Source organism: uncultured Proteiniphilum sp. (assembly GCF_937873925.1).
Lineage (GTDB): Bacteria > Bacteroidota > Bacteroidia > Bacteroidales > Dysgonomonadaceae > Proteiniphilum.
Genome location: NZ_CALNAT010000005.1, coordinates 24,556 through 37,690, shown reverse-complemented (window position 1 = coordinate 37,690; position 13,135 = coordinate 24,556). Strand labels below are relative to the sequence as shown.

Annotated in this window: 10 protein-coding genes; 6 read left to right on the top strand and 4 right to left on the bottom strand. The window is 47.4% G+C overall.

Annotation, left to right across the window (positions count from 1 at the left end):
• Window positions 1–121: 121 nt before the first annotated feature.
• From Q0502_RS00705 to Q0502_RS00690, 4 genes are all read right to left on the bottom strand, one after another.
• The gene (locus Q0502_RS00705; protein WP_298645982.1) at window positions 122–907 is read right to left on the bottom strand and encodes an inositol monophosphatase family protein; all 786 of its coding nucleotides are present in this window, start codon (window positions 905–907) and stop codon (window positions 122–124) included.
• 84 nt (window positions 908–991) lie between these two features.
• Entirely contained in the window at window positions 992–3,535 is a 2,544-nt protein-coding gene (locus Q0502_RS00700; protein WP_298645979.1) for a S9 family peptidase, read from the bottom strand.
• A gap of 74 nt (window positions 3,536–3,609) precedes the next feature.
• Window positions 3,610–4,512 carry a 4-(cytidine 5'-diphospho)-2-C-methyl-D-erythritol kinase gene (ispE, locus tag Q0502_RS00695; RefSeq protein WP_298645977.1) on the bottom strand — a complete coding sequence of 301 codons (903 nt, stop codon included), beginning with the start codon at window positions 4,510–4,512 and terminating at the stop codon, window positions 3,610–3,612.
• A gap of 379 nt (window positions 4,513–4,891) precedes the next feature.
• Complete coding sequence (locus tag Q0502_RS00690) at window positions 4,892–7,045, bottom strand: DUF5686 family protein (RefSeq protein WP_298645975.1); 2,154 nt, start codon at window positions 7,043–7,045, stop codon at window positions 4,892–4,894.
• A 208-nt stretch (window positions 7,046–7,253) separates the two neighbouring features.
• On the opposite strand from Q0502_RS00690, the gene Q0502_RS00685 reads away from it, so the two are divergent.
• The 6 genes from Q0502_RS00685 (at window position 7,254) to Q0502_RS00660 (ending at window position 13,084) form a co-directional block, all read left to right on the top strand.
• Window positions 7,254–7,955: a Crp/Fnr family transcriptional regulator gene (locus Q0502_RS00685; protein WP_298645973.1), complete on the top strand. Its 702-nt coding sequence runs from the start codon at window positions 7,254–7,256 to the stop codon at window positions 7,953–7,955.
• Between the two features lie 259 nt (window positions 7,956–8,214).
• Window positions 8,215–9,732 (top strand): GH3 auxin-responsive promoter family protein, encoded by a 1,518-nt coding sequence (locus Q0502_RS00680; RefSeq protein ID WP_298645972.1) that lies wholly within the window; start codon window positions 8,215–8,217, stop codon window positions 9,730–9,732.
• A 248-nt stretch (window positions 9,733–9,980) separates the two neighbouring features.
• A complete protein-coding gene (gene bamD / locus Q0502_RS00675) occupies window positions 9,981–10,805 on the top strand; it encodes an outer membrane protein assembly factor BamD (RefSeq protein ID WP_298645970.1) in 825 nt (274 codons plus the stop codon).
• Window positions 10,806–10,845: 40 nt separating this feature from the next.
• A complete protein-coding gene (locus Q0502_RS00670; RefSeq protein ID WP_298645967.1) occupies window positions 10,846–11,181 on the top strand; it encodes a DNA-directed RNA polymerase subunit omega in 336 nt (111 codons plus the stop codon).
• A gap of 1 nt (window position 11,182) precedes the next feature.
• Window positions 11,183–11,638, top strand: coding sequence for a DUF4293 domain-containing protein (locus Q0502_RS00665; RefSeq protein ID WP_298645964.1), 456 nt, complete (start codon window positions 11,183–11,185; stop codon window positions 11,636–11,638).
• A gap of 531 nt (window positions 11,639–12,169) precedes the next feature.
• A complete protein-coding gene (locus tag Q0502_RS00660) occupies window positions 12,170–13,084 on the top strand; it encodes a M48 family metallopeptidase (protein WP_298645960.1) in 915 nt (304 codons plus the stop codon).
• The last annotated feature ends 51 nt before the right edge of the window (window positions 13,085–13,135 follow it).

Here is a 13,135-nt window from a genome sequence, read left to right as displayed (position 1 = left end):
CGTCGCGCAACCCTTTTATCCGTTCGCCTATTTGCTTAATATCTGTTGTCATCGCCGTATATATATAAATATTGAATGGATCGGTAAAAAAGAGAAACAAAAATAATCTATTTTGTTCACATTAATTCCCGTTTATGATGGTTTCCATAATTTCCTGATGGAGGGCGCCGTTCGAAGCTACCAGTTCCCTGCCGAAAATGTAGTTGTCGCCGCCTGAAAAATCGGAACATCTCCCTCCGGCGCACTGTAGGATAAATGCTCCGGCAGCCACATCCCACGGTGAGAGACCGCTATGGAAATAAGTGTCGCTGATCCCTGCCGCCACGTAACAGATCTCCAGGGCCGCCGATCCCTTGATGCGGAAACTGCATTGGCGGAACTGCTTCATGGCATTCCTGAGTATCTGTTCCCCCCTTTCATTCAGACTGTACGGGATGCCGAATCCGATATATCCGTTCTCCAGGGTGGAGTGGCTGCTCACTTCCAGCGGAATATCGTTCAAAAAGGCTTTTCCTGCTTCCGCGGCGCAGTACATTTGTTCGGCCAGCGGATCATATACCACACCCAGGATAATCTCTTTTCTTTTCATCAGGGCAATGCTTAACGAGAAGGGCGAGTCGCCGTTCACGTAATTGGTAGTGCCGTCCAGCGGATCGATGATCCATGTGTACTCTCTCTGTGCAAACACCACCGTCTCCTCTTCCGTGAGGAATCCCGCTTCGGGAAGCAGCCTGCTCAATCCCTCTACCAACCGGTTCTCCGCCTCTTTATCGATATAGGTCACATAATTGCGGGCTCCCTTTAATTCAATATCTTTCTTCTTCAGGGCAGCCTGCTCCGTTTTCAGGTATGCACCCGTAGAGAGTGCAAGTTCTTTTACCTCATTGCAAAGTTTTTTCAGATCCATATTGTATATTTCAATATTTCAGATTTCAGGATCGTTAAATTATGAAATTAACCAATCGTTAAATCAATAAACCGCCGTTCCACCTTATTCATTGGGGAACATCGAATCCCACCAGCGGGGGTCTTTTTTCAGCCATTTGGCGAACCAGGCGTAGATAGCGTTATTCCAGGCGATCCGTTTGTCGTAATCGTAGATAGCATGGTTTTCACCTTCCACCTGAATAAATTCCACTTCCTTGCCGAGCAGCTTCAGGGCGTTATACATCTGTATACTTTCACCGATAGGCACGTTGGTGTCGGCTGTGCCGTGCAACAATAACAACGGGGTCTTGATCTTATCGGCATGAAAGAGCGGGCTTTGTTTCACATAGAGATCAGGGTTGTTCCAGGGGTAACTTCCCGCGCTTGCTCCTGAACTATAAGAGTAACCCCAGTACCCTTCGCCCCAGTAGCTGGTGATATTACTGATGCCGGCATGCGATACCGAAGCGGAGAACAGGTCGGTCCGGGTGATGAGGTACTGCGTCATAAAGCCGCCGTACGATGCGCCGATATTGCCGATCTTTGTTCCGTCCACAAAGGGGTGGGAGGCAACAAATGCTTTGGTTCCTTCTATGATCTCCTCGGCCGTCCGGTCGCCCCAAGCGTTCACATGGCGCGCAGAGAACTCCTGCCCGTAGCCGGTGGTTCCGCTCGGTTGCAGTGTATAGACCACATAATCCTGGGCGGCATAGACATGTAGCGGATAAGTGCTTTCGAAGGTCCGTGCCGTAGGACTCGTTCCGCCGTAGTAATAAACGATCAGCGGATATTTTTTCTGCGGATCGAAGTGGGGAGGCAGATAATAGCGTCCCTCGATGACGTCGCCGGATGAGCTGGTGAATTGCCAATCCTTTACCTCACCCAATTCCAGCTTATTCAGCCGTTCCGCATAGGGATCCGAGATCAGGATCGATTCCATCGTTTTCAGGTTCAGCAGATAGCTCCGGTTCGAGTTCGATGTGCTCACGCCCGTGTAGGTCGCCCATGCTGCGTTTTCGGCAATATTGAACGAGCGGATCACATCCTCTTTGAGGGGTAATTTATCAAATTTTTTTCGTTGCGGATCATAGCGGTGCATATTCACACGGTCGCCTTCCTCCGCCCGGTAGTAGATGTAGTTATCCTGTGGATTCCACTCCTGTGCGCTGATGGTAGGGTCAAAATTTCTGGTCACCGGATCCACCCGTTTAGTGGACAGATCCATAATAAACGACTGTGTATCGTAGCTGTTGGCAATCTGCCCCTGTTTGATATTAAGCCCGATACCGCCGAATGCTTCGGGAGCGCCATGGATCAGCAGTTGTTTCCCGTCGGGCGAGAATTGGGCGGAGTAGGCGAAAGCCTCATCTTTCCAGATGGTATCTACCTCCATGGTCTCCATATCCAGCCTATAGAGCGAACTCTTGCGGAAAGGACGTTCCGAGAGATCCTCTTCGGAGGTTGAAAAGAGCAGGTATTTCATATCGTTCGTCACATCGTTGAGCGATGCCGTCTTCCGTCCGAAAGTGAGTTGTTGTGTAAGTCCCGTATCGAAGAAATGCCGGTAGAGGTAGTAACGGTCGCGGTAGCTCGATTGCCTGTCGTCGATCCCGATCAACCGTTTCAGTCCGCCGGGATTGCTGAGGGTGATACTCTTCTTTGAAGAGAAGAAGAGCGATTGCTCGTCGGGAGCCATATGGAAATTCTCCTTCGGCAGCCCTTCGGCAATGATTTTTATTTCCGCCGTCAGCGGATCCAGTGTGTAGAGCGTCCGTTCCTCGTTCTCGTCGGCCACATAGTAGAGCAGGTCCGATTTGGGCATCCAGTTCAGTTGTGTTCTGTCGCCTGGTTCCGAAAGGATCGTCCGTTTTTGTTTTGCATCGTAGATCTCCGTATAATTGCGGCCGTTGCCGCCGGGTTGGGTCTCCCGCAGGCTCAGCAGCACGAACCGTCCGCTGGGTGAGATGGATGCGCTGTTTACCCTTTTCCCTTCCAGAATATCTTTTATATTGATCCTTCGTTTGTCTGTATTATTAAATGTATAGGTAAGCAGGGAGTCTTTCTCATCGGGTTTCAACCCGATCTTCACGGCAGGGTCGGCCTTATACTCTGCCGAGGTAAGCATCTTGATCACAATGCGCGTATTGTTGGTAAATCCGTTCAGGTTCGTATCCACCGATCCCGCTTGGTGCAGGCTGTCGTTCACCTGTGTCTTGGTCGCCCGTTTCACGTTATCGACCCACAACTCCAGCGGATTGGGCGATGTCACCGTGATCTTTCCCTTGCCGTAACGGTCGCCGGAGACAAACAGGGAAAACAACTGCAACGCCTCTCCCTGCTGCGGTTTCGGAAGAGTAAAAAATCCGGCCGTGTCCGGGGTCAGTTCAGTGGCAAACCGTTCCTGTCCCGGAAAAGAGACAGGATAGGAGAGAAGTTGTTCGTCCGAAAAGGCGGTGTTGTCAAGGTTCACACTATCCAGCATTACCGGCTTCCGTACCGGGATCGGATCGAAAGAATAAAGCTTCTGCGGCATCAGCGGCTGCTGTGCCTTTGCATTTATTACCAGCAATAGTGCGGCAATGATGTAACAAAAAGAATGTCGTCTCATATTTAATAGAATAAAGAATCAAGAACAAAGACTTTAAGAGCCAAGAGCCAGGACTGTTTGTCACATTCGTCACATCAGTCACATTCTCCCTTGTCACTCCATACGAAATGTCCGCTGAATACCCCCTGCCAAGCGGGTTCCTTCTCAAAAAGACCGAAGACCGACGATCCCGACCCGCTCATGGAAGCATATACAGCTCCCATTTCATAAAGCTGCTGCCTGATCCTGCAAATTTCGGGAAATTTTTTGAAAACAGGAGGCTCGAAGTCGTTTTTCAGCAGTTCTCTCCATGTTTCCGGCGGTTTCCGGACGATCTCCTTCAGCGGCAAATCCGGTTTTTGAGGGGTGATTATCGCGTAAGCCTCTTTGGTGGAAACCATAATATCCGGTTTTACCAACAGGAGCGTATAGTTGCTCAGGTTTAACTCTATGGGTTCCAGTTTGTCGCCGGTGCCGGTAGCGAAAGCGGGCCGGTTCAGGATAAAGAAAGGACAATCGGCCCCCAGGCTGGCGGCCCGCAATATCAGTTCCTCTTTTGAATATCCTAAACTGAAAGTATCGTTGAGCAGCCCGAGCATAAAAGCGGCGTCTGAGGAGCCGCCGCCCAATCCCGCACCGGACGGGATCTTTTTAAGCAGGTGGATATCTATTTCCGGGAGTTTTTTTTCTGCTGCTATCAGATTCAGCGCCTTGATCACTAAGTTATTTTCCGGAGCGTTCCCGATCGGAATGCCGGTTTGAAAAAAACGGAACTTCCGGGAAGAAAGTCCCTGGCCCGCCGCCGTTGATCCGGTACTTCCGGCAGAGCCCGGAACCTCTGCCGGTCTTTCCAATCCGGTTTCCGGTGCAGGTATGATTTCTAATGCATCCTTCAGCCCGATAGGATAAAAAATGGTCTCCAGATTGTGGTAGCCGTCTGTCCGGCGGGAAACAATATGGAGCCCTACATTGATTTTCGCGTTGGGAAAACAGATCATCAGCCGTTTAACTTTTCAATAAATTTAAACTATTTCTGCGTGCGGCATCCAAAGCAAGCTTTGTTTCCGCTCTCACTTAACGAAATGGGGGTTGTTGTACACTTTCAAATGCTTTAGACTGCAAATATACTAAATTTTATTTTAACTCTCTCATTCTTTATCCCATATCCCCTATACACCCCTCTGGCTCCGGTTTTCCTCTATAAAACGGTTTTTTACTCCGCTGAATTTTTTATTTTGTGGATAGTATTTTGAAAATTATATAAATTTACCAGAAAATGTTATGGTGCTGGGCTGTTTTTTGTCAGACCGGTGTTGCATCCCAACAGGGAGATTCTATTGATCAGCCAGTTCCGCCAGGAGGCACCTAACCCCTTTCTTAGAATTCAAACGCGGCGCGCACTCCTAATTGTCTGAACGCTGCCTTGTGGAACGAGCAGAAGAAGCCTGCATTGAAAAAGCGGTTGCCGATGCCATACCCGAGTTCGCTATAGGAGACGATCTGCGGTGTATACAGATGACTCAGGTAGATCCGTTCATTTTCGGCAAAGTCTGACACGAACGGAATATTTTTCAGTATCAGGAAAGGCGTTTCAAACATGGCATGCGCCTGGATATATGAGTCGGACGCATTATAGAGGTCACGGCCCAGCAGGTTGAAAATGCCGCCCAGACCATCGTCCCAGTTTTCGGGGAAGTTGCTTTTGGAGAAATAGACAAAGTCGGCGAAATATTCCGTTTTCTGGTTGATAAACTTGCCCGCACCCACGTGATACTGGAGCGAGTGTCGCAATCCGAACGGGATATTCTGGCTGATATCAAACTCAATGCGGTTGTATTCCGAGGTGCTCCCCAGAATATGCTGGAAACTTCGGGACAACTCCAGCTTGAAGGTGGGGAAAGGCGAGCGTTCATAGATCTTCTGCCGTCCGTCGTACCGGTAATATTGCTGCGGGGTCCAGCTGATACGTACGAAGGGGGCAAATGATTTGCGGGTGCCGAACATATCTTCGATCGGTTCACTGTCGGGTGTGGCGGAGCGCAACTTGCTCATGTTGTCCTTACTCTTCCTGATATGGTAATCGATACCGGTCTGTAGCAGAAGGCCGTTGGTTATTTCAAGCGTGTTAAACAATTTCAGATAATAATCCCTGTAGTATTTCACGGAGATATCTTCAAAGTTGATCCCCCGGTTGTTGAGGCTGTCCTGTATCTGGTCTACGAACAAAGAGCTATAGGTAGGATTGCCGTTCCCGATGGAAACGGTGGCGCTTCCCAACCGGTAAGGATTATAGTTCCATGTGGTGGTCAGGTCTGTAAAGAACTCTTTATGGCGGAACATATACCCTACAAAAGCGTTTATTCCCACGGTACGGTTATGTTTCAGGTCGAAGTTAAAAGATAGTTTCTGGCGGTAGGTCACACCGTCATGCGAAGTATATCCGACCATCAGCGGGTTGAGCAATCCCGAATAACCGATCGCAGTCGACCGGTACTCGTAGCTCGAATTCATCACCATACGCTGCGCCACCTGCTGTGCTATATTGGGGCTGCGGAGAGAATCTCCGTTGGCTTTCCGGACTATTTCTTCCGCCTGCCGTTGCTGATGTCGCGCCAGCACATCCTTCTCCATAGCCTGTAAGGGTATGGGACGGTGTTTATTCCAGAAAACGGAGTCGCTCCGCAGCGGCACCGAGTCCAGCCTTACTCTGTAGAAGTCGCTGATATTGAGCGATCGGACCGGTTCCGTAACCTGCCTGAGCTGTATCTCTTTGTAGTTGATAGTTGCCAGATGCCTGCTTGCCAGGATATTCCCCAGGTACGATGCCGTTTCATAGATAGTGAACCGCACCGGTAAATAGTTAGTGATCCACTCGTCTCCCATATCCATTTCGAACGAGAAATCGGAAAAAATACCGATCCCTTCACCCCTGAAAGAGACCACGCGCCAGGTTCCCTTCTCTATAATGAATGTTCCCTCCAGTAGTTTGCTGTTTTCATAAATGGGATTGAAGTTGATGCTGTAATAGGTTTTTTCATTCTCGGTAAAGGTGCGCGTCAGGCTGTAACGGTAATATTTCGATGTGCTGAACCTGATAGGCATGAAGAAACTTTCATCGTTGGTGGTTTCACCGTAAATATTGATGTTCAGCAACTCGAACGGTATCATGTCGATATCCTTCCTGCCGGTAAGCGTGCCGGTCACATGCCGTATATCCTGTACGTAGTTATTCGGGTAATCGAACCGTAAATCGCTGATGGTCTCAATCACAGCCGCTTCATTGTGAGGGTCGTGCAGCACGAACCGGGGAATCAGATGGGTGTATTTATAGAGGAAATTCTTTTTCACGGTCTCTACATAAGTACGCGTATATATATCCGCCGAGAAACTCTCTACCAGATCGTTATATTTCTCAGCGGCACTCATTGCCCTCTTCATAACGGTATCTACCGGCAGTTCCGTCTGTAAGGCGAAACTTTTGAAGGAAACAACAAACAGAAACAGGATATATGCGGCGACTTTCCCTTTCATCTTTTACAGGTTACAAATATAGTGAAAGCCGGGAGAAAAGCCAAGCTTGCTTGAGTTTTTCCGAGGCGAATCTTATATTCTCCAAACTTACGTTTTTTTTTCCGAAAAAATTGTCTTCGAACCTTTTCGGGGAAAAAAGATAATTTTTTTCTGTCATTTATAAAAAAACCGGTATATTTGTGTTTTAGAACATAGTTCTAGAACATTCATGGCCGGAAAGAAAAAAGATGTAATCGATTTATCATCCACATTACCTGATATATGGAGGATGCTGACGGACACTGAACGCGAGATTTTGCGCCACAATGCCCGTATAGTTCATTTTAAAAAAAATGAATTGATCTATCTTGAAGAGGATACGCCCAAAGAACTGATGTGTCTTTTCAATGGAAAGGTGAAAATATTCAAAAGCGGGGTAGGGGGCCGAAGCCAGATTATCAGGATCATACGTCCCGTACAGTATTTCGGCTACCGGGCTTATTTTGCCCGCGAAAATTATGTGACCGCCGCCATGGCTTTCGAGTTCTGTACCGTTTGCATGATCCCCATGGAGCTGATAGAAAGGTTCCTGCGTAAGAACGGTAACCTGGCCCTTTTCTTCATCCAGATGCTGTCGGTCGACCTTGGCATTGCCGATCAGCGGGTTGTCAACCTTACGCAAAAACATGTGCGGGGAAGGCTGGCGGAATCATTACTGGCCCTGAAGGAGAGCTACGGCCTGGAGGAGGATGGCGCTACCATCAATATTTACCTGGCGCGCGAAGACCTGGCCAGCCTCTCCAATATGACCACTTCCAACGCCATCAGAACTCTTTCCAACTTTGTAAACGAACACATTATTGCCATTGACGGCAGGAAAATAAAGATCATCGATGAGGAGAGGCTTCATAAGATAAGCCGCATGGGGTGAACAACCGTTTTTTAATTAAATTGTGACTTTGTTTTTCGGATTTCCGAAACTCATGATTACCTTTGCGTTTCAATTCATATGAAACGAGCATGTAGATCATTTTTACACAATAATATGATTATCGCGAGTTCCATACGACCTTAGTGTTGGAAATAAATATTATCGTATGAAACAAGCATGCACCTCATTAGACTCAGGAAATTGATTAAAAGCAAGTTCCATATGATACTTTGAAAATAAATGGTTTTAATCATATGAAATGCTTCAGAAAATAACCCGCTCCATACTCTCCGGTTATTACACCCCGGTGAGGAAATTTGTAGAAGATCCGTTGGGAACACAACAGAGAACCCTTCACTACTTGCTCAAACATGGACAGAATACACTCTACGGAAAAGAAAAAAACTTCCAAACCATCCGCGACCGCGACGATTTCATTTCCCGGGTACCGGTCATCACGTATGAAGAGTTGCGTCCCTACCTCGATAAAATAATCCTGCATAAACAACAGAATGTGCTCTGGGACACTCCTGTGAAATGGTTTGCCATGTCGTCGGGCACTACCGAAGACAAAAGCAAATATATCCCTGTCACCAAAGAATCTTTATATAAGGGCAATTACCGCGCCGGCTACCACATGTTGGGGATCTACGCCCAATATCATCCCGATACTGCATTCATATTGGGTAAAACATTGGTGCTGGGAGGAAGCCGGCAAATCAACCGCATTGGGGGTGATATTTACACGGGCGATATCTCTGCCATCATGATGAGGAACCTCCCGGTAGCGGCAAAAAGAAAAAGGACGCCCGAAAGTATTGCCCTGTTGCCCGACTGGGAAGAGAAACTGCAAAAGCTGGCCGACTATGCTGTCAAAGCCGATATCCGCGCTATGGCGGGGGTGCCCTCCTGGATGCTGGTCCTCCTGAAAAAGATCGTGGAAGAGACCAGATGTTCTATCCCTGCGCTATGGCCCCGGCTCGAAGTGTTTTTCCATGGCGGTGTCAGCTTCCTTCCTTTTCAGGAACAGTATGAGAAGTTGATCCCCTCGGAAAAGATGCGTTACTGGGAGACCTACAACGCTTCGGAAGGGTTCTTTGGCGTACAGTTCTCACCCCGCTCCAAAGATATGCTGCTGTTGCTGGATAACGAGGTCTATTACGAATTTATTCCTGCCGGGGAGTGGGACAAGGAAAATCCTGCCGCTGTTCCCCTGAGCGGGGTGGAGACCGGTAAGCAGTATGCCGTGGTGATTACCACCAGTGGAGGCCTCTGGCGGTACCGGATAGGAGACACCCTTCAGTTCACCTCCACGGAGCCTTACCTTTTCAAACTTACAGGACGTACTAAACAGTTCATCAATGCTTTCGGTGAAGAACTGATCATCGATAATGCCGACAAAGCCATTGATGAAGCCTGCCGCCGTACCGGCGCGAAAGTGACCGAATACACCGCGGCGCCGGTCTATTTCGGGGAACATAACAACGGGGCGCACGAGTGGCTCATCGAGTTCGATACCGCGCCGGCCGGAGGCATCGCCGAATTCACTCGTATTGTCGACGAGAGCCTTAAGCGGCTCAATTCAGACTACGAGGCAAAACGCTCCTATAACCTTTCACTCGGTATGCCGGTTGTGAAGGTTATGGAAAAAAATACTTTCTACAACTGGATGAAATACAGAGAAAAAGCGGGGGGACAGAACAAAGTGCCCAAACTCTCCAACGACCGTAAATATGTAGACAGTATCCTGAATTTTATCGCATCGAAACGAGTATGAGAACTGTTCTCCCCCTGGCACTTTTTCGTTAAGCTAAATGAGCAGAGGATAAGCTTGCTTAGACTATGCCATAGCGAGAAAAAGTCTGACTTTAGTGAACATGATTAAAAGCGAGTTCCATATGATACCTTTGAAAATAAATAATTTTAATCCTATGAAATCCTAAAATTGAATAAAAACTCATGCTCCCTTATATATTAATGAGAAAGATTCAGTAAATTTGCACTTTAAAATCCACTTGTGACGTAATGAGAATAAAAACGAAAACGTACTGTTTTATTTTACTGCTCGCTTTGATATCGAGTTCCTGTAACGAGTACAACAAAATTCTGAAAAGTACCGACCGAGACTTGAAATACAGTTATGCCAAAAAGTATTTCGAGGAGGGAAAATACAACCGTTCCATCACACTGCTCGAAGAGCTGGTTTCCTTTATGAAAGGGACCTCAGAGGCCGAAGAGTCGCTCTATCTCCTGGCCCAGAGCCATTATAACTCGAAAGATTACTATTCGGCCACGCAGTGGTTCACGACTTACTATAACACCTATCCCAACGGAACATATACCGAACCCTCCCTTTTCTATTCGGCTTACGGTATGTACCTCGATTCGCCCGACGCCCGTTTGGATCAGACGAAAACCTACACGGCCATTTCAGAATTCCAGAAATATATCGAACGCTATCCGCAGACCGAAAGGGCCGAACAGGCGAAGAATTACCTGTTCGAACTGCAGGAAAAGCTGGCCTATAAAGAGTTGCTGGCCTCCCAACTCTATCTCCACCTCGGGAATTATAGGGGGAATAATTACGAATCGGCGGTCATTACCGCCCGTGAAGGGATGAAGAGTTATCCCTTCTCCAAATATCTGGAGGAATATCAGATTACCATCCTGCGCGCCCGCTTCGAGTATGCGCAGAATAGTACATTACGGACACAACCTGAACGGTATCGCATGGTGGTCGATGAATATTTCAACTATAAAAACTCATTCCCCGAAGGTAAATATATGGCTGAGGCCGATAAATATTACCGCGAAGCACAGGGGAAAATAGATGTGCTTCCCACCACCTGATCAATAAGAAAACAGAAAAATCAAGACAGATAATAAAAAAATGGATTACAAAAAAATTGCTGCAAGCACCAACACCGAAACACGGGATGTAATGAAAATGTCGGAGCCGGTGGGCAACGTATATGAAATGGTAATGATTATCGGTAAGAGGGCCAATCAGTTGGCCATCGAAATGAAGCAGGATCTCGATGCTAAACTCCAGGAATTCGCTTCCTACAGCGATAACCTGGAAGAGGTATTCGAAAATCATGAACAGATAGAGATCTCCCGTTTTTACGAGAAACTGCCCAAGCCTTCCCTATTGGCCATAGAAGAGTGGAAAGACGCGGATATTTATTACCGTAATCCGTCTAAAGAAAAAGAAATGTTCGGATAGTATGTTGCAACGTATCCAATCGGTTTTCCTCCTGTTGGCGTCGGCGGCTATGCTGATTGCTGCCGCAACGCCTCTTGCCGTATTCCTTTACAATGCCGATCAGGCGGTGTTCGAGGCGATGGGTGTCTACCTCAATGGTCAACTTAACGACTCCACGTGGGGCCTGTTCGTGATAGGTGCCGCCAGTTCCATAGTGGCGCTCTTCACTATCTTTCTTTATAAAAACAGGATGTTGCAGATACGCCTCTCTATTTTTAATATTATCCTGATGATAGGGTTTTACCTCTATTTCGGATTTATCGTATATCAACTCTATTCTGTGGAGGATCTCCGATTCCAGAAAGTGGGAGTAGGGATCATTATGCCGGTTATCGCTATCATCCTCACCTTCCTTGCCATCCGCAGGATAGGGGCCGATGAAGTGCTGGTACGATCGCTCAACAGGCTTAGAAAGTAAAAAGCGAAAATCTCGCACAATACCATATGGTAAGGGTAGCTTGTCAACTATTATTGACGGGCTATCCTTTTTTATGGGGATTCACATCGGATCACCTTACACGTAATCTAAGTAAACTATCATCTTCGGTTAAATCATATTCCCCTGAATTTGCTTTAGTATTTCCACGTCATACGGCAAACGAGAAACGGTTATTCAACCTTGTTAAAGCAGCATATGTTCAGGCCCGTTACAATTCTGAGTTCGATGTTACAAAAGACGATATTGATGCGCTTCTCCCAAAGGTCGAATTGCTAAGGAACATCACAAAATGTGTATGCGAGGCTAAGATTAAAGAGTATGAACTATTGGAACATGCCCAAACTTCATAAATAAAGTATGCCTTTGAATGGCAACTTAATTTATCCGGCGCTTGCTTTACTCATCCGTGTTCTTATATATTTGCGAAATTTTAATTACTTTTGCTTGTCTGAGAGATTTAAGGCGATCCGACAGACAGAGGAAAACTATCTATAATCAACAATAAGAACTATGGAACAAAAGAAATTACAAGGAACAATAAAATTTACGCTCGTGATATTTGTGGCGGCGCTGCTGCTCGAATCATGCGGAAGCGTGCCGTTTACCGGAAGAAGGCAGTTGCAGTTGGTATCCAATGAAGAGGTTATCGCATTGAGCCTGCAACAATACCAGGACTTTATGCGTACGGCGCCTGTTGAAAGGGGCACTCCCAATGCGCAGATGGTCAGCCGCATCGGCAGCCGGATCGCCAATGCGGTAAAAACCTTTTATACTAACAATGGTTATGCGTCAGAACTCGAGAATTATACATGGGAGTTTAATTTAGTGAAAGAGAACAGTGTCAATGCCTTCGCCATGCCCGGCGGTAAGGTGGTCATTTATACCGGCCTGCTCCCTGTAACCCAGACCGAAGAGGCGCTGGCAGTGGTTGTAGGCCACGAGATAGCGCACGTGATTGCCCGTCATTCCAGTGAAAGGTTGAGCCAGCAGGTAGCCCTGCAATACGGAGGCGCCATAGCGGGAGGGCTTCTGGGGAATTCACAGGCCATGCAGCAGTTGGGAAGCACCGTTTTCGGCTTGGGAGCGCAATATGGAGTGATGATGCCTTATGCCCGCACACAGGAGTATGAGGCCGATGAAATCGGGTTGATATTGATGGCCATAGCCGGCTATGACCCCCGAGTTGCAGTCTCCTTCTGGACAAGGATGGCACAAAGTTCGGGCGGAGCGCAAGTACCTGAATTCCTGAGCACGCACCCCACCGATAGTAAGCGTATCGCACGCATTGAATCCATTATGCCCAATGTATTGCAATATTACAAAGGCGCAGGGGTGCAGAATAATACCAAAGAGCCTATTAAAACCCAGGTAACGGTGCCGGCTGATACCGGCAAGGCGAAGACTTCCGAAGAGTGGACTTTCTGATTTGGCAATTCTCCTTAAAATTGTTATCTTTGAACAAAAATTTAATATGCC